This is a genomic window from Lactobacillus sp. ESL0701, from assembly GCF_029433445.1.
GTDB lineage: Bacteria > Bacillota > Bacilli > Lactobacillales > Lactobacillaceae > Lactobacillus.
Genome location: NZ_JAQTIC010000002.1, coordinates 204,887 through 224,595 on the forward strand (window position 1 = coordinate 204,887; position 19,709 = coordinate 224,595).

Genomic DNA, 19,709 nt, shown 5'->3' on the forward strand with positions numbered 1-19,709 from the left:
GCTATCCAAGAAAGAAGAAATATCAGTTATGACAGAAGATTTGAATACTCGAGTTGAAAATGCTGCTCAAGGAATTACTCCGCAAACTAAACCAGATGAGCGGCGGCGCTTTTTGGGCTCTTTGCGTGAGCGCGTATTGGTTAGAATGGACAATACTGAAGTTGAAAAGCCTGAATTAACTACCACTTTTTTAGAACATTTTGCTGATTATCGTAATTATTCAATCTTAATTAACGGCAATTTAAGCGGTGAATTTTTGGACCAAATCGAAGCTAAATGTGGGCAATACAATGTTCCCTTTACCCTCGTCAATAATGAAACTGCACGAACTGGCGCCCAAGATACCGCCGTTCTTGTAGTGGCTAAGACTGCAATCAATAAGATGCGCGTTGAAATTGGTCAAGTTTATCCGCCAGAAATGCCCAAAATGGAATTAGGACAGTCTAAAAAGAAAAAGCCAAGCTTCTGGCACCGACTCTTTCATGGAGGAAATTAATGAAGCCGTTAGCTTATCGCATGCGCCCACAAAATCTTGACGAAGTTGTTGGTCAGCAGCATTTGATTGGTCCTGGTAAGATTATTCGCCGCATGGTTGAAGCCAAGTTACTTTCTTCCATGATTTTATATGGACCGCCGGGAATTGGTAAGACCAGTATTGCCAGTGCAATTGCCGGTTCAACCAAATATGCTTTTCGCAAACTTAATGCTGCCACTGACAGTAAGAAGCAATTAGAACAGGTCGCCGCTGAAGGCAAAATGAGCGGGACAGTAATTTTATTACTGGATGAAATTCATCGTTTGGACAAAACTAAGCAGGATTATCTTCTGCCACTGCTCGAATCTGGACAAATTATTCTGATTGGTGCCACAACTGAAAATCCATATATTTCAATTTCTCCTGCTATTAGATCACGCTGTCAGATTTTTGAACTTAAACCATTAGCTGAAAACGATGTTGCGCAAGCAATTAAACGCGCTCTAACCAATAAGCAAAATGGTCTTGGTGAATATCAGGTAAAACTAACCGATGATGCGGAAAAATTGTTAATTCAAAAAGGAAATGGCGATTTACGAGCAACCTTAAACGGTCTAGAACTAGCAGTGCGGTCAACCAAGCAGGAACTGATTGCTGCTGGAAAAGAAGACACTGGCTTTACCATTACTCAGCAAGAAATGGCCGATTCTATTCAGATGCGCAGTCAAAACTTTGACGCCTCCGGCGACGGTCATTACGATCTAGTTTCGGCTTTTCAAAAATCAATTCGTGGTTCTGACACTGACGCTGCCTTGCACTACCTAGCGCGCTTAATCGAATCCGGAGATTTAGTTTCTATTTGCCGGCGCTTGAGTGTTATTGCCTATGAAGACATTGGTTTAGCCAATCCTGCAGCAGCACAACATGCAATTATTGCCATTCAAGCCGCCCAAAATCTCGGCTTTCCCGAGGCACGCATTCCTTTAGCTAACGCAGTTATCGAATTAGCACTCTCACCTAAAAGTAACAGTGCAATGGCAGCAATTGATGCCGCCATTAGTGATGTTCGTCAAAATGACATTGGTGCAATTCCAGCCGATCTTAAGGATGCCCATTATTCTGGTGCCAAAAAGTTGGGTCACGGCACAGGTTATACTTATCCTCATAATTACCCTAATGACTGGATTGCCCAACAATACTTACCAGATCAATTAGTTGGTAAGCAATATTTTACGCCCAAGGGCAATTCCAAAATTGAAAAAGCACTCAAGAAACAATACCAGATTTTGCAGCAAATGCAGAAAGATGGTCTTAACAAGCAGAAGTAATTCTATATAAAACAAAAAATGCCCCAAATTGTCATTTTAACAATTTGGGACATTTTTAATTTAAAGCTTATTTCTTATCGAAGTTAGCTTTCTTAACAAATTTTCCTTTGGCTGTAATGTAATACTTTTTGCCATGAATTGAAATTGGGTTACCATAAGTCTTAACTAACTTATGCTTCTTAAGCACCCGCTTACCTTCACGATTGCCATATTGGCTGTAAATGTAAGCATTGTGCTGCAAGCGCAACTTCTTGGCATCAATATTGGCAGCCTTAATATACATACCATCATCGAGTTCGTAATAAATCACACCGTCGATTGACTTAGCACCAGCAGTTGTAATAACTGTACCAGCACTGAAAATCAAACCATTTGCACGAACACCTTTGTCATTGTAAGCATAAGCATTATGCATAATCTTCTTTTGAACTGGTGCATCAGGCTTGTCGCTAATTGGACCAACTGTTGCCTCAACTTTAGCAGTCTTAGTTACAGTTTCAGTATCAGCAGCATCTGACTCTGATACATTAGTAGCCCGAACAAATTTATTCTCACCAATAATGTAATACTTGATACCGCGAATCGTAACAGCATCACCGAAAGTAGCAATATTAGTACCTGCCTTGATAGCATGACGAGATTTAATTCTTTGACCATATTCATTGTAAACATAGGCATTATGCTTCAAAGTCGTGTGGATGCTGTTGATATTAGTACATACCACGTAATACTTCTTATCATTAGCACCATGGTCGATTAAGACAAAGTAATCCTTGTCACCAATCTTCTCTTTACCATAAGTCTTAACAACTGAACCAGCCTTTAAGTCAACCATGTTAGCACGTTCGCCGTTTTCATCGTAAAGATAGGCGTTATGCATCAAGATTAGATCCTCTTCGCTGTCATTTGAATGCTGTACAGGTTGTTGTGCAGCTTCACCATTTGATGATGAAGAATTATTACCAATAATAGTATTAATAGTTGCCTCATCAGTGTAATCATTCTTGATCTGATTAATAGTATTATCTCGATCTTGGTTAATAGAATTAATATCAGAATCATGCTCAATCTTATTTTTGCCAGCTTGGGCATCTTGCTTAACTTTATCTTTCAGCTTGTCCTTTTGATCCTTACTCCAATTCTTGTTGTTATCAATTGCCGCATTGGCTTCTGTAACAGCATGATCAATGGCAGTCTCAGCATTATTCTTAGCAACATTAGGGTCTTTGTTTAAAATATCAGCTAAATTATTATCAGAAATTGCATTATTAATATTATTAATTGCATCATCTTTAGCCTTATTAACCTTATCTGCTGTATCTGAAGCATCAATGTCACGATCACCCTGAGTAACGTAATCATCAATTTCCTTGTCAACTTTGTTCTTCAAAGCTTGCTTCTCAGTATCGGTATAAGGTGTACCATCTGGCTTGTTAGTCAAATGATCAATCTTATTCTTAGCATTAGCTGCAGCATCTGCCACTTCACCCTTAGCAATTTCCTTTTCCGCTTCTAAGGCATCAGCATTAATTGCCTCAGCAGTATCGCCTTGAGCAACTTGATGCTTATTAAATGCAGCATCAGTCTTTGAAGTATCAGCGTTTGGACCGTATTGGCTGTGCAGCTTATCAATTGCGTTTTTGTGGGCTGCACTAATAGCATTATTAGCCGCAGCAATTGCTGATTGCTTTTTCTTGCTGGCGTCAAAAGCATTCTTAATTGCTGATTGCTTATCAGCAACGTTGGCACTTGTTGTATCAGCACTTGTAATAGCATCAATTGCCGTTGTGTCAGCATTATTGCCTAATTGATCTTTTGCGGTAGTCTTTTCCGCTTCAACCACATTAGCTAAACCGTTATTTTCGGCGGTCTTATACTCACCATCAGTTACCTGATTAATCGCAGCTAATGCATCATGTTCTGCTTGGTCAATTTTGGCTGCTTCGTCACTATTCTTTGCGACACCTAAATCTTGACGGGCTCTATCAGCTGCATCTTGAATAGCTTTTTGGGCTTTTTGCTTATTTTGACGCTCCTCTTTAACATTAGAATCTTGATTAATGATTGCATTAATTGCAGCTTCATCACTATTGTCACAATCACCTTTAATCTTGTTAATGGCATTAATAGCAGTCTGCTTAGCTGTATCAACATCAGAAACTGTCTTAGCAGCATCAATAGTACCCTGGTTATCTTTAGTACCGTTGGCTTTATCAACTTCATGTTGAATAGCATCCTTAATTGCTTGCTTTTCGGCATTAGTGTAAGGAGTTCCATCTTGATGATTAGTCAGCTTGTCAACGGCATTAGCGGCATCCTTGCCAGCCTGGATAACATCTTGCTTAGCCTTGTTTTTGGCATTAGTTACAAGATTCTTATCAGTATTTAGTGCATTTTGATCTGCATCAGTATTACCAGCACTATCATCAGCAATAGTATTCAAATTATCGTTTAAAGTACCACTAACTGTACCATCTTTAGTTGCAGCTTCAGCTTCTTCCTGACTAATACCATCTTTATCTTGAGTAGAATTATTAATATCCTGATTTGCCTTAGAAACATCACTCTCAATTAAGGCATCCAACGCATTCTTTTCAGCATCAGTGTAAGCTGAACCATCTCCATGCTTCAAATTCTTAATGTGATTCTTGGCTGCATTAGCTGCATCTTTGATAGCACCCTTGGCAATTTCTTGCTCAGCTGCCTTGACAGCATCCTTAATGGCTTGAGGGGTTGAACCAGTAACATTCTTATTAGTGTTATAAGCATTATCAAGATTAGTAGTATCAGTACCTTTAGGTAACTTATTCTTAGCTGCATTATAGACAGCTGCTAAGTCATTTTCAGCTTGTGCTTTAGCCTTATCTAATTGAACTGCTGGATCATTAGCTAAAGCATCCTTGTCATTATTAGAATTACCTGTTGCATCAGCTAAAATTTTATCAATAGCGGTATCACGAGCCTCAGTAACAGTGTCTGGCTCAGTTGTTCCCGTCGTAATTGTACCTTGGTCGCCAGTTGCAGCTGCAACATCCTTATCAATTTGACCCTTTAAGGCTTCTTTTTGGTGATCGGTAAAGTTAGGTAATTTATCAATTTGGTCCTTGGCATAAGTTCCAGCTTCATTAACGGCTGCCTTATCGATATTCTTAATTGCATCATCAACATTTTGCAGAGCATCTAAGGCTAGACCATTCAATTGGTCGAGTTCATGTTGGTGAACTTGATCAAGTTCACCACCTGGGTGATAAGCAGCCCCTAATTTCTTTTTAGCCGAGTTATATGCTGCATCAATTTTAGCTGCTGCATTTGTTTTAGCATCAGCAAGTTTACCAGCATCATCTTTCTTAGCACTATCAGCAAGGGTATTCATATCATTAACAACATCACCCTTAGCTTTATCAATCTTACCTTGGTTACCGACCGTGTCGTTAGCACTTGGAGTAACACCAAGAATATTATTGATTGCATTATTAGCATCACTATTAACTTGATCTTCATACGGCTTCTTTTGATCGTCGGTTAAGTTAGAATTGTTATTAATTGCGGCATTGGCTGCAGCTTCAGCATCTTCAACGTCCTTGATTGCCTTAAGCTTGTTCAAAGCTGTTAAACCGGCATCATAGGCATCTGTTGCATCTGGAATTGTAGTCTTATGACCATCTTGTGTTTTATCAAGTTGCTTAATACTATTATTGACAGTATCAATTAAATCCTTATACGTATCCTTTTGCTTAGCAGACAAGCCGTCTTTAAAGCTGTTCCACTTATCACTTAGGTCCTGATGAGCATTGTCAGCTTCGTCATCAAACCAAGGATAAGTAGTATTTTGTTCATTTTGTTTAATGACTCTGTCAATCATCTTTTGATAATCATTAGCAATTTGTTCCGTCTCTTTTTCATAAGCAGCTGCCGATAACGATTGACCATTTTCGTCCTTTTTATTATCTTCAAGTCGCTGTTGTGCTTCATCATAAAGATCTTGCAGCTTTTTATGAGCTGCATCTTTTTGATCATCAGTTAATTGTGAACGGTCAATAATCTTATCTGCATCAGCTTTTTCTTGAGCTAACTTCTTAGTTGCATCCCCTTTATGATTGTTAATCTTGGCTCCGTCAATCAGCTTATTAATCTTACCAACCGCGGTATTCTTAATACCTTCTGGAGAGTTAGGATCGGTTGGGTCAGCGTTAGTAGTATCAGCAATTTGTTTTTCAGCATCACTAACTACCTTACCAATATCGTCTGCTAAAGCAGGATTATCTGTTTTCGCCTTATTAGCTGCATCTTCCAAATCTTTGTCAGCCTGCCGTTTATGATCATTCAGTTTTGCCTTATTAATAATCGCATCAACAGCCTTTTCGCCAGCTTTTTCCGCATTATCTACTTCTTTTGCAGCAGCAGCATAATCATCACTCGTTGGCTTATCTGGCAGCTTCACACCGTTAATGTTCTTAGCAGCCTCTTGACGAGCAGTATCAATTTGATGCTTATAGTCGGCTTTTTCTTGAGCATTCAAATTAGGCATAGCATCAATTGCTGCATCAGCACCAGATTGACCATCAATGTAGTCATTAAGTGCGGTTGTCTGATGATGTTGCTGATTCAATAATTTGTAAGGCAGCAATGCATTGTCAACATCTGTCTCACAACCTTGCTCTACGTTATCCACGTCATCCTTATTAGTATCTAAACCAAAGATTGTATCTTCACCAGCGCGTTGGGCTGTATGAATAGCCTCTTGAGCTGCCGCAATTTCAGCCGGTGTTAATTGGTCAAAATCAGGATTAGTATTGGTTACAGTACCTTGATCAGCTTTAGCATGTGCCTTTAACTTTTCAACTGCCTTTTCTTTGATATCCCAACCATTGGTTAAGTTGGTCAATTGCTTAACAGCATCATTAGCATCAGCATTCATCTTATCAATTGCATTTTCAGAATCCTGACGATGCTTGTTAATACTATTGTTAGCCGCGTTACTAATCTTATTAATTGCATCATAAACACTCTGCTTCTGATCAGCGGTCATATTCGGGTGTTCTGCAAGTAATTTCTTAGCATCATTCTCTGCAACATTTACTGCAGCAGCTACCTTATCCAAGTCAGCCTTTTGGGCTTCATCCTTATTAATGTCATCGCTAGCAGCATCTAATGCCTGATTACCGTCACTTTCAGCTTTATCAATTCCAGCTTGGTCAGTTGCAGCGTTAATCTTTCCTTCTGCTGTACTTAAAGCATTATCAACTTCTGCGTTTAGACCGCCCTTGCCATCAGTACCATTAGCTTGAGTTTCGCTTAATTTGCCGGCAGCTAAATCATCCTTAATCTTTTGCTTAAGTTTATCAGCCTTATCCTTTAAGCTATCCTTAGCTGTCTTTTGAGCAGCTGTGAAAGCAGTATTAGAAGCAGTATTAGTAATATTGTTAATAGCATCCTCTGTATTATTGACAATATCAGGAATCTTACTTTGATCCGTCGTCTGATTGATCTCATATTGACCACCATCAGGTTTGGTTGAGATTGCTTTATTAACCTTATCAATGGCATCTTGTTTCTGCTTGTCAGTCAAATTAGTTAAACCATTAATCTTGTCAATAGCAGCTTGCGCATCTTGTTTTAGCTTTTCATCAGCCTTATTCTTAGCTGCTTGTAAACTCGCTGCATCTAAAGCTGCCTGCATATCACTAATACCCTGATCGCGATCAGATGTGATATCAGACGTATTAGAATCACCTTTGACATTATTTACAGCATCATCATGAGCCTTTGAAGCTTGATCCTTATATTGAGCTAATTGATCTTGGGTTAGGTCATCCTTTAAATCATCAATTTGGTCAAGAACACCCTTATTGCCTTTACCATCTCCATTTAGTTTGTTATTTAAAGCCGTGATTGCATCTTGCTTGGCTGTATTAATTGCGGCTGCTTCATTAGAATCTGCTGTATTCTTAACACCATCAATTTTGTTCTCATAGTTCTTAACTGTGTTGTCAACAGCTGTTGGTGTCTGATCAGTATTATCAATTTCATTCACAGCAGCGTTTACGAGTGAATCAACTGTATCTTTATCATTTTGATTAGTTAATTGCCCCTTAATCTTCTCACCGTAATCTTTAATAGCTTGCTTACCCTTGGCTTTAGCTGAGGCTAACAATGCTGGATTTTCAGCAGCAGCAGCTGTGTTTTGAGCATTAGTAACAGCATCAGCAATATCTTGCTTGTTTTTAGCAGCAGATACTGCATTTTTACCTTCTGTCCTAGCAGTCTCAATATCTTTATTAGCCTTATCAAAAGTCGGCTTAGCTTCAGCTTGTTCAGCAGGAGTTAAAGTGTTCCATTCATTAGCTAAAGCTTTTTCGGCATCATTACATGCTGTATCAATATCCTTATCAGCTTGATCCTTTAAGCCATTAAGATAATCCTGATTAGCAGCTGCTTCAGCATCGGCAATTGCAGTTTCACCATCTTTTTCGGCTTGGTTAGCACTAGGACTGTCTGTTGCCTTATCAACATTAGCTTTAGCAGTATCGCGAGCATTATCAATTGCTGTATAAGCATCTTGCTTCTGATCATCAGTTAAATTAGTCTGCTTAATTCGATCTTTAGCGTCTTGAGCAGCTTGGTCTAGTTTAACCTTATCCTGATCTTTAACAGTATCAAGACCTTGAGCTTTATCAAGAATATCTTGCATAGCATCACAGCCAGCTTGTGCATCCTTGCCAACTTGAGCTGGGGTTGCAGGGTTAGGATTATTAACCTTATCTAATGCAGCATCATAGGCATCTTGAACACTCTGCTTCAGAGCATCCTTACTTGGCGTATCAAGGTTCTTCAATGCATCAATGGCATTATCAACTGCTGTTTGCTTGTTATCCAGCTGATGTTTGCCAGCATTCTTAGCGTTTTGCAAATCAGCTGCAGCACTAATACTAGTAAATTTCGGCTTAGCATTTGCCACAATACTAGTTACATCACTAGGTGTAGTTGCAGTATTAACAGCAGTTTCAGCGGCAGTTAATGCGGCATCCACTCTATCCTTAAAAGTCTTCTTTTCATCTGAGCCAAGAGAAGTTAAGCCATCAATATGCTTCTTAGCTGCAGTAGCGGCATCTTCAAGAGCTTGCAACGCGTCAGATTTACTGTTAGACAAAGCCGTATCTGAAATACCATCAACAACTCCCTGCATTTCATCAATAGCAGTTTCTTTGTCTCTGCCAACTTGATCCTTTGTCGTGTCCTTATTGATCGCGCTGGTGCCAGCATCATGGAAGCCATTAATTTGGTTTTTCATGTCAGTATACTGCTTATCAGTAATTGAATGGTTATTATGTGCAGCTTCAACTGCCTGAAGATCATTATCACGTTCAGTATCTAAATCAGTAATTGCGTCAGATTTTGCTGCTTCAAGATCGGCTTGAGCAGCATCTTGCTTAAGCTGATCTTCACCCTTCTGCTCGGCAGTATTAACATCAGCAGTATTTGTAGCAGTATTAATTGCTGATTGGGAAGCCTGATAATCTTCGTCAAGCTGATCAATAATCTTCGACTTATCACTTGAGCTAACTTGAGTATCCTTATAACCGTTAACCTTAGACTTTGCTGCGTCATATGCATCCTTTAACTTATTAAGTGCATCATTCTTAGCCTTATTTACCGCATTTTCTTTATTTTCCTTATCAGTCTTGTCTTCATTTGCAGCATTAGTTAAAACATTGTCGATATTATGAATGGCCTTATTCTTATCGTCCTCAACTTCAGAATCATTTGCTGTTGCAAGTGCATCAATTCCAGCTGCTGCGGCATTATTAGCATCATTGACTAATTGCTGACGATGGTCATCAGTTAAGTCAGGATATTTGCCCTTACTCTTATCAAGAGCAGCTAAAACCTTATCACGTTCATCTTTAATTGCCTGAACAGCTTGACTGCGTTTATCCTTATTAGTTTCACTGGTTAATAAATTATTAAGATTGGCAACACCGTTATTATAGGCATCCTTAACGCCATCTTTATCTTGGGCGGCATTAATTTGTTTATTAGCAGCATCAACGATATCTTTAGCTTTTTGCTTTGCTGCAGCTAGGTTATCGCCAGTTAAAGTTGCCAGCTTGTCAAGAGCATCATCAACGGCTTTTTCTTTTTGTCCAAGTAAATCTTGGGCGGCTTGTTTAGCTGCCGCAAGAATATTATCCTTAGCCGTTTGCTCCTTATCAGCAATCTGCTGGGAATTATCTGGTGCAGTTGTTGTATCACCATCAGAAATTCCATCAATTGAGCTTTCACCTTTAGTTAAAGCATCATCAATTGCCTGATTAGCGCCAGTGATACCTAAGTCATTCTTAATTTGATTTGCGTAACCAGCAGTTTCAGCCTCAGCAGCTTCCTTGTTGAACTTATTAAGAGCTCTTTGCTTTCGATTATTAATCTCATCGGCATTATTCGTGGCGAAAATTGAATCCTTGCTGTCTTTATCAGTCTTATCAGTCGCAGCTTTGTATGCTTGATCAAGGGCTTGGTTATATTGATCTTGCTCACTTGCAGACAAACCAGAATTCTTAATCCGAGTCTTAGCAGCTTGATAAGCTTGGTCAAGTCCATCTTCTGCATCACCATGCAAGACCGCATTATTAATTGCATTAGTTCCATTATCAGCTGCTGCTTCAATAGGACCATTGCCATTCTTATCAGTATTCTTGTCCGTATCCTTAGCTGCATTAAGTACATCTTTAACTGCTTGTTTCCAAGCATCATTGATAGCCGGTGCTTGTTCAGGGTGAGTCTGTTTAGCCTGATCAGCTGCTAACTTTAATTTATTAAGAGCAGCCAAACGTTTAGTAACATCATCAATTAAGGCTTGTGCTTGCTTATTCTTAGTGGCAGCATCCGTATCATTCTTCGCAGTATCAATGGCGCCACCGTCTTTAGCAATGGCAGCTGCATCATTTAGTTCTTTGTTAAGAGCATTAATTCCTTGGACAATATCAGAATCTGTACCAATCCCAGCTCCATTTAGGTTACCCTTCATGTCACTAACTTTATTAGTCAGACTGTCGTAAGTATTACCGTCTTTATCAGTACCACCATTAATTTGAGCATTAAGATGACTCTTTAACCCATCTTTATAACCTGCAATGGCCTTGTTAATTTCATCAATACCATTTTTAACATCAGTAACGCTATCTTGGTTGTCTGCATTAGCATTGGCATGAGTGCCATCTTGCAAGTTGGCAATATTAGATTCCCCGCTAATTGCAGCCTGCGCATTACCATTAGCCGTATTAATAGCAGCGGTACAATTTGGATAAGCATCCGTCATACTGTTAGCATACTTTTGCAATTCAGAAGCAGCATTTGCCTTAGCAATAGACAAATCAATTGCTTTCTTAGCATTAGTAATATCATTACTGCCAGTAAACTCGCTGCCGTCACCCTTAAAGGCTAAATCATTAGCAACATTATTTTTAGAATTATCAATGTCACTTTGGTACGTAGAACCAGTAGGTAAAGTCAAACCGGATAATTCGTTGCCCTTTGTACCATCATAATCTGTAATTGCAGTCGATAGCTTTTCCTTATACTTGCCAAAAGCTGTTTGCTTAACACCATTAACAACCGTGTCCTTGTTAGAACCATCAGCAGCTATTGAGTTAAGCGCGTTATCAATATCAGCATCAGTTAAGCCAGAGCCTTCACCTGTAAAGTCAGTAGTATCAACTCCTGCCTTATTCAAATCATCCTTAGCTTTTGCAATATATTGTTGAATATCGCTGTATGCTTGAGCCTTATTTTGAGCTGCACTAATTGAATTCAGCGCATTAGTTTTAGCCGTGTTAATTTTACCAAAATCATCAGAACCATAAATAGATTTATCTGCATCATAATTTGGATTAGGCTGACCATTATCTAAAGTTGGTTTAGCAGTAGCTGCATTGACTGCATCGTCAACTGCTTGCTTATAATCTGTATACTTTTGTTGATGTTCTGGAGTTTGATCAGGATCTGCCTTAGCAGCAGTATCGATTGCTTCTTTTGCATTATTTGCTGCCGCATTAATTGCATTGACTGCATCTTTTTGCTTTTCAGCAGGATCTGCAATGCCATCATTTAATCCTGTAGAATGACTACCTGCTGGATCTTTAGGATCATAGCTAATAAAGTTAGCTTCTGGAACAACATTGATTGCATCACCCTTTTGATAGGAGCCAACAGGCAGTGTAAATGAAAATACACCAGTAGTCGGGTCAGCCTTTGCTACATATGTATGCGGCAAATCATTAGTAACTCCTTTTGGTCCGTCATTAGTATCTGCATATGGGTCTTCAATTGGCTTAGTTGGCTTGTAGTATTCTGTTGAGTTGCCAATCTTTACAGCAATATAAATATCGGTACCACAATGCATCACCTTACTAAATAAATTATTCGGTTGATCATAACCATCTACATCTTTGTTATAACCAGTGACTTTCCCACTAACAGTTAAAGAACCATCATCGTTTTGATGATATGATGGCTTGCCTATATTTCCATTATCATCTTGAATGTTTAAGAAACCACCAGAATTAGCTGGCAACATTTTGATATTGTTATAACCAATATTGCCTTTGGATGAGAAGGCTTTTTCAATAACACCTGCAAAAATTTGGTCAAATGGCACCTTATTAGTTACAAGACCATTAAGTTTAGAAAGTAAAGTGCTGGGATCTGAAACGCCAAATGCTTCTATCAGAATATTTGCAAGGCCAGGATTTTCCTTCAGGTCACCAGCTATGGTCTTAAGAGTGGCTTGGCTAAGTGATTGCTTACCATTCAAGACCTCAATCCCATTAGGGATAACACTAATTCCTGTATCAGTCTTTTTAATCTTTAATACGTGGAATGCTGGCAACATAATTGGCGGCATATTAGGGAACTTATCAGAAAAGTCGAATACTTGGCGAACATTAGTAATATCAATTTCATTATTACCAATAATACTTGTACCGTCAGTAGTATTCAGTGAAGCATTTAACACCAACTTCTGTGGGTTGTTAACTGTTAAAGCATCTGTGCTGGCAACATCAACCAACATTATTTTTCCAGTACCAGCACCGTAATTTTTATCATTTGGATGGTTAGGATCATTCTGTAATTCAACATCCAAAGTACCATTTTCTAAATCAGCTTTACCACCAATATATATTAAAGTACCAGAATACTTTTGCATATTTTTACCATATACATTAAGAGTGCCACCAGCACCAATATCTAAAGTACCTTGATCATAAAGTAGAACACTTGCCATACTACTACCGCCAGTACTATCACTAATATCGCCGTTAGTATTAATTGTAATCGTTCCGTTGTCAATTATTTGAGCTTTACCAGTTTGACTCGTCAAAGTAATTGCTGCAGCACGATGTTTATCAAGCACACCAGAATAATCTGGAGTACCAACATTAATAACTAAGTTAGCTCCCTTATTAACAAAAACGGAACCTTCCCCATCACGAACCACAATACCACTAGCCTTAGAAGTATTTTGTGCATTATCACCATCAGAACCATCAAGCATACGAGGATTTAAGGTTACATTTGCACCTTCTTCAATATAAACATTATTTCTATTATTTCTTCCTGTAGTAGTATTCGTAGTATCTGATCCACCATGTAATTCAATTACATTACCATCGCAAGTTGAACCCACAAAAGTTGAACCTTTAGTGAAGTAAAGATTTTCACCTTGTTCCATTAATTCAAATAATTGTTGACCACCGTCCCCTGAGTTAGAACCATTAGCTTGATAACTTTTTTGATCAATTGGACTTACATAAGAAGCTACGGCATCAGCATTAACCGTTCCCTTGATATAAATATCAGTATATTGACCACTATAAGTAACCTGTGAACCATGAAAATCAACATCTTGAAGTGTAAGCTTAGATAAAGAATCAGTTCCATCAACTGAATTTGACAGACCATAATAACTTTGTGAGTAAATGCTTAAATTATTGTATGTAACATCAGATTTACCTCTGCCTAAAAAATTGTCAACATACTGATCAGTTGTACCATCATCAGGTCTTGGGCCGGAATAGTGCAAATCTAATACAAAACGTTCTTTTTTATTAGGATCTGACTGAATTAATAACTTTCTTTGCGGAAAATTAAGATCTGCTCTACCAGTAGTATTGGTGGAAGCAATATTATTTTCTAAATTAATTGCAGAAATAGTAAAATCCGTCATTGCATCAGAAAAGTCTTTCCAAGTTGAAACTTCAGCCGCACTAGACAAAATTTGCACATTATTAAATTTAGTATAAGCACTTGAAAAGCTAGTATTTCCATTGCTATCAGATCTCTTAGTGTAATTACCAAAATCAAGTGTGTATCCACCTGTAGGAGCAGCCGTATCAGATGTAATATTAAGATAACGAGTACCAAAATTAAGCGCACTATTTGCAACTGCATCTGGAGCAGCAATATTATTTTTTAAGCAAATTACATATATGTGTGTATTGCTGTATGCTGCAACAAAATCTTTCCAATTAGCAACATGAACTGTATAATCATATGTTTGAGCAAAATCTTTACCATCTGTTGGTGGTGTAGAAACACCCTCCTCCTGAGTTACCGGCTTCTTTTTGTCGTCTTGATCTGGAGCAGTTGGCTTGTCACTATTTGTGATTGTTGCGCCTCCAGCAGCTGGGTCAGTAGTAACTGGCTTTTGACTAGGCTTAGCAGTTGCGGATGCAATATCGGCATCAGCTGGCAGCTTACCATCTGCAGGCTTGTTAGTGTCTGCTGGTGCAGTCGAACCATTATTAGCGGTAATATCGCTTGCGGTATTGGTACCTGTTGGCGCAGTTGGCTTTTGGTCCGGTTTAGCTGTTGGCGCAGCTGGACTAGGTGTTTCAGCTGGTTGAGTTGCATCACCGTCACTAACGGTAACAGGTACACTATCACGCAAGAATTTACTTAACTTTTCATAAGTATCAAGCTTTGGTTCCTTTTTGTCGTTGGCAGCTTTTTTAGCTTGCGAATCGTTACTATCGTTTGAAGTAGTAACTACCTTTTTACCCGTATCAACTGATTCATTATTAGCCGCAGAATCAGTAGTAGAAGTTGGTTGATTGGCAGCTTCCTTGATCTGCGATGCCGGGGTCACAGTATCCGCTTGTACACTTTGACTGCCCATCCCAAAAAAGGTAAAGCCAAGCAGCACCGAAGCCGCACCAATACTCAATTTTCGAATCGAAAAACGGTCCTGCTTGGCTTGCATTTCCATCTTTCTTAATCTTTCATTGAAATTATTTTTACTTAGCATAATTACTCCTTATTTGTTTCTCAATACAAATACAAATATACATATGGAATTGTAGAACATTTAAATAAAAATGTAAATATAGGCTTGAATTTTATTTGTGTTTTTACAAATAACAAGTACTTGAATTTTCTCAATAATATTTTTTACTAAAGAGCAAAGTTATTCTTTAAAGCCGCTTAATTACAGCTATATACAGCATTAAACATAAAATAACACTAACCATGTTTTTATTTAAAATTATCTCAAAAATCAAAAAAGCGTTTACTACAGTTGAGTTTATTCAATAACTATACGATTTAATTTAAAAACACAATTTGTATAGTATAATTTTTATATCACTTTGCCAAATTGGTTAAGTTGCTTACTTAAATGATATTTATGAATACAATTTATTGGAATTTTTAAAGATAAATTTATGTAATTTTAATTTTATTATTTTAACTTATTTTATTAATTATTATATAAACTTATTTATAAGATAAATTTAGTCAATAGGAGTATTAATATATTCTATTTTAGCTAAGTAATTCACGTTTTATAATATTTTTAACAAGTAAATTATTAATCATTTTTAAATATACAAAACTACCTAAAGCCAAAGGCATTTTTAAAATTAATTTTCTCTTTGAAAGCGCTAATTAGTAAATGGATTAAAATCTTGACATTTATTATGATCTTGGGTAGTATAATAACTGATCTGAGTTGATCGACAAGCTTAAATGTATTAAAGTTGACCGATCAAACTAAAGACGTGCGAGTTAGTAAATAACTACCGAATCGGAAAACTATCATTGAATAGGATCCATATTCGCTGCGCTACTACTCAATTTTTGAACACTGCGGGTTCAACAAGCGTCATTATGCTATGTTTGGTCAACTCGGATTTATTTTGAAATTTAAGTAAACGGTCGTAAGACCGTTTTTTTGTGGAGTTTTTTATGGCTATTAAAATTATTATGGGAATTTATCTCTTGATCTTACTAATAACTTCCCTTTATCTCTGGCACTGTCAAGACAAGCAATTTTTAATCTATAACAGCAAAAGCACCGCCAACTTTAAGACAATTATGCGTTGGACCTCGATTTTGCTTATGATTGAAATAATTTTGGGTATTTTCTTGTTATTACAAAGAAGTCGCTATCTCAATTTGGTTACTTTGATTATTAGCTCATTAACAGTTTTGATTTTTAGCCTATTAATTAATCAAAAGAATGAATAATTAACCAAAAATTTGGTAAAATAGATGGTGAAAGAGGTGTTTTTAAATGATGAAACAATATCACCACATCCAAGTTGCTGTTGATGGTTCTAAAGAAGCTGACTTAGCCTTCAAAAAAGCAATTTCTGTTGCCATTCGTAACGACGCAACTTTAGAAATCTTGCACGTCATTGATACGCGATCATTCCAAAACGTGTCCAGTTTTGACTCTGAAATGATTGAACAAGTTTCTAGTGATGCAAAAGAAAAAATGGAACAATACTACAAGGACGCTAAACAAGCAGGTGTGCAGGAAGTCCACTTTTCAATTGAATTTGGCTCACCAAAAGCAATTATTGCGCATGATTTTCCTAAGAAGCATCAGGTCGACCTAATTGTCATTGGTGCCACTGGTCTTAACGCTGTTGAACGTCTATTAATCGGCAGTGTAACTGAATACGTTACTAGAACTGCAAATTGTGACATTTTGGTTTGCCGTTCAAAAGAAAATTCAGCTTTAACCAAATAATTATTAGACAACACAAAAAGCATTCAACTTGAGTTGAATGCTTTTTTTATATTATAAAGTTTAAAAGTCACCAGCTTGACTGAACATGTAATCTCGATTATGAAATTTCATGGATAAAATCATCCCAATCCCGATCATGTTACCAATCAAAGCCGAACCACCTTGTGAAATAAACGGTAGTGGAATCCCCGTAAGCGGCAATAAATCAATGCTCATACCCACATTTTCAAAAACGTGGAACAAAATCATCATGATAACTCCTGTGGATACGTAGGAATAAAAAGCATTTCGCGTATCAAAGGTAATTTTAACCATTTGAATGATTAGGTATAAATAAAGCAAGATAACCGCTACGCTGCCGACAAAGCCAAATGACTCGCCAATAACCGAATAAACCATGTCTGAGCCGCGAACTGGTACATAGACGCTTAACTTACCAAAGCCATTGCCAAACAGCTGTCCGGAGCCGATAGCCTGCATACTTTGCCATAACTGATATGCACCCTTTGAAGTGTCAGTCGCCGGATTGAGCCATGACATAATTCGTTTAAACTGGTAGGCCTGGAAGAAATGACTAAGAAAGGCCTGTCCTCCAGGTGTCGTTACCATAAAAATCACAACTGCCGCCAAAACAAATACGGCCGCAAACATCGGAGCAATAATCTTCCAGGAAATACCTGAAACTAAGGCAACACCACCAACAATGGCGATAAAGACCAACATCGTTCCGAAGTCATTTTGTAATTTTAACAAAATCGCAATCGGCAATAACCAGCCAGCCATTTTACCAATCAGCAGCCAATCATTTTTAATCGTGTGCGCGAACTTTTGGTTATGTTCATGAACAACACGCGCCAGCATTAAGATAAATGCCGGCTTCATGACCTCTGATGGCTGAAATGAAATTGGTCCCAGCTTAAACCAGCTCTTAGCACCTGTATCTCCCGCAACGCTACGATTATAGAAAAACAGGACGGCAATCAGCAAGATAATACCGAAGCCATAAATGTACGGGGCGATACGCAATAATTGATCCGCGTCAAATTGCATGACAAAGACGACAATTGCCAGCGAAATGATGTACCACAGTCCTTGCATAACTACTGCTTTTATCGGACTCCCCATGTGACTAGGATCATCAATTGCCGCAAAATAAATCGAATACAGCCCCACTAAGGCAAGCAAGATAACTGGAATAACGATATTCCACGCAATCCGGTCAAATAAATCCGTTTTATTTTCTACTTTTACCATTAGTCATCACATCTATTTTTCATGTAACGCAAAGTATGACAATAAGTCATTTACACTACTTTCAAGTGTCTTTGCGTATAAAACATTGTTAGTTTTGACAGTAGTAGCCCGATAACGGCCAGTGATCTTTTCAATTAAGCCAATTGACTTCTTATTCGGGATAACCACTTCCCAAGTCGGGACTTCTTTACCCTTGACTTCATTGATTTCAATATTAATATTTTCTGGTTTTTTTGACATTTTATCTCCTACTTCACATCTGGGTGAAATTTTCTTGCAATGATCTCATCCTCATACTTTTCAGGATGGGGATTACGAAAAATAGTAAAATTATCAGGTACTGGATCAACTCCGCCGTGAACAAAAGGATTACACCGCAAAATACGGCAAATACCCATAATTAACCCTAACAAAGGACCATGCTTTTTCAAGGCATCAATCATATAGGTCGAACACGTTGGATAATACCGACATGTTGGCGGTAAAATCGGTGAAATCCAGTTTTGATACATTTTAACTAAAAAAATCAAAATCTTACGCAAGTTAACTTCTCCCGCGAATTAATGACGTTGGTGCTTTTCAATATTTTTAAGCAAGGTACCTGTCCCTAAGGCAACGGCTTCTAACGGATGGTCAGCTGTTAAAACAGGAACTTTCAAATAGTATGAAATCATCTTATCAATATTCTTAAGCAGTGCCCCACCACCAGTAAGCATAATTCCGCGATCAATAATATCAGCAGACAACTCTGGCGGTGTCTTTTCCAAAACTTCTTTTGTTGAAGCAACAATTGTCATCAGACCATCCTGCAGTGCTTCCTGAATTTCAGGTGCAGAAACAGTTACCTGTTTAGGTAAGCCATCAACCATATCTCGACCACGTACCGTAATGGTTTGATCTTTATCAGGTTCAAATGCACTACCAATTTCAATCTTAATCTGTTCAGCTGTCCGTGAACCAATTAATAAATTATGCTTGTTTTTAATGTAAGACACAACAGCTTGGTTCATGTGGTCACCAGCATAACGCAAAGATTGGCTAGTGACAATTTCACCCATTGATAGGACAGCAATATCAGTTGTGCCCCCACCAATATCAATCACAATATTACCTTGCGGCTTAAAAATATCTAAACCAGCACCGACAGCAGCAACCTTCGGCTCAAAATCAAGGTAGACTTTACCGCCACCAGATTTTTCAGCTGCCTGAATAATTGCTTTCTGCTCAATTGAAGTTACACCAGTTGGCGCACAAATCAAAATATTTGGCTTGGACATGAAGCCTTTTACGTTTAATTTTTCAATAAAGTACGACAGCATCGCTTCTGTAATGTCGAAGTCCGCAATTACCCCATTTTTGAGTGGGCGAATAACCCGAATGTTGCCCGGAGTCCGACCAACCATCTTATATGCTTCGGTTCCTACTGCAACCACTTTATTTGTACTTGTATTGACAGCAACTACTGATGGCTCATTTAACACAATCCCCTTGCCGGAGACGTTAATAAGTACATTGGCTGTCCCTAAATCGATTCCTATATCTCGTGCCACGATAATCCTCCATAAATATTCATTGTTCATTTTACCATAAAGAAAACAGCTTTTCCTTTGACTTTTACCTT

The 19,709-nt window shown here is 38.1% G+C and carries 9 protein-coding genes; 4 read left to right on the forward strand and 5 right to left on the reverse strand.

The genetic code is table 11. From position 1 onward, the window contains the following. The first annotated feature begins 28 nt into the window (after positions 1-28). Together PT281_RS02405 and PT281_RS02410 are read left to right on the forward strand one after the other, a co-directional pair. On the forward strand, positions 29-496 hold the full coding sequence (locus tag PT281_RS02405) for a YueI family protein (protein WP_277151716.1): 468 nt from the start codon (positions 29-31) through the stop codon (positions 494-496). Continuing rightward, positions 496-1,803 (forward strand): replication-associated recombination protein A, encoded by a 1,308-nt coding sequence (locus tag PT281_RS02410; protein ID WP_277151718.1) that lies wholly within the window; start codon positions 496-498, stop codon positions 1,801-1,803. Before PT281_RS02405 ends, PT281_RS02410 begins: the two co-directional genes overlap by 1 nt. 67 nt (positions 1,804-1,870) lie before the next feature. Here the strand turns inward: PT281_RS02410 and PT281_RS02415 are convergent, their stop codons facing one another. Next, complete coding sequence (locus PT281_RS02415) at positions 1,871-15,106, reverse strand: SLAP domain-containing protein (protein WP_277151720.1); 13,236 nt, start codon at positions 15,104-15,106, stop codon at positions 1,871-1,873. Between the two features lie 938 nt (positions 15,107-16,044). Here PT281_RS02415 and PT281_RS02420 point away from each other — a divergent pair. Next, a complete protein-coding gene (locus tag PT281_RS02420; RefSeq protein ID WP_277151722.1) occupies positions 16,045-16,326 on the forward strand; it encodes a hypothetical protein in 282 nt (93 codons plus the stop codon). Between the two features lie 46 nt (positions 16,327-16,372). Next, positions 16,373-16,834: a universal stress protein gene (locus PT281_RS02425; protein WP_277151724.1), complete on the forward strand. Its 462-nt coding sequence runs from the start codon at positions 16,373-16,375 to the stop codon at positions 16,832-16,834. Positions 16,835-16,894: 60 nt separating this feature from the next. Here the strand turns inward: PT281_RS02425 and PT281_RS02430 are convergent, their stop codons facing one another. The 4 genes from PT281_RS02430 to PT281_RS02445 are packed head-to-tail and all read right to left on the reverse strand — an operon-like array spanning position 16,895 to position 19,638. Next, complete coding sequence (locus PT281_RS02430; RefSeq protein WP_277151726.1) at positions 16,895-18,088, reverse strand: FtsW/RodA/SpoVE family cell cycle protein; 1,194 nt, start codon at positions 18,086-18,088, stop codon at positions 16,895-16,897. A gap of 12 nt (positions 18,089-18,100) precedes the next feature. Then, positions 18,101-18,328: a DUF2969 domain-containing protein gene (locus PT281_RS02435; RefSeq protein ID WP_277129772.1), complete on the reverse strand. Its 228-nt coding sequence runs from the start codon at positions 18,326-18,328 to the stop codon at positions 18,101-18,103. Positions 18,329-18,336: 8 nt separating this feature from the next. After that, positions 18,337-18,630 (reverse strand): membrane protein insertion efficiency factor YidD, encoded by a 294-nt coding sequence (gene yidD / locus PT281_RS02440; RefSeq protein WP_277151728.1) that lies wholly within the window; start codon positions 18,628-18,630, stop codon positions 18,337-18,339. Positions 18,631-18,648: 18 nt separating this feature from the next. Then, positions 18,649-19,638, reverse strand: coding sequence for a rod shape-determining protein (locus PT281_RS02445; protein ID WP_277151729.1), 990 nt, complete (start codon positions 19,636-19,638; stop codon positions 18,649-18,651). Between the last annotated feature and the right edge of the window lie 71 nt (positions 19,639-19,709).

Coding starts and splice junctions, on each gene's coding strand:
- PT281_RS02405 (WP_277151716.1), top strand. CDS start 29: ATGACAGAAGATTTGAATACTCGAGTTGAAAATGCTGCTCAAGGAATT.
- PT281_RS02410 (WP_277151718.1), top strand. CDS start 496: ATGAAGCCGTTAGCTTATCGCATGCGCCCACAAAATCTTGACGAAGTT.
- PT281_RS02415 (WP_277151720.1), bottom strand. CDS start 15,106: ATGCTAAGTAAAAATAATTTCAATGAAAGATTAAGAAAGATGGAAATG.
- PT281_RS02420 (WP_277151722.1), top strand. CDS start 16,045: ATGGCTATTAAAATTATTATGGGAATTTATCTCTTGATCTTACTAATA.
- PT281_RS02425 (WP_277151724.1), top strand. CDS start 16,373: ATGATGAAACAATATCACCACATCCAAGTTGCTGTTGATGGTTCTAAA.
- PT281_RS02430 (WP_277151726.1), bottom strand. CDS start 18,088: ATGGTAAAAGTAGAAAATAAAACGGATTTATTTGACCGGATTGCGTGG.
- PT281_RS02435 (WP_277129772.1), bottom strand. CDS start 18,328: ATGTCAAAAAAACCAGAAAATATTAATATTGAAATCAATGAAGTCAAG.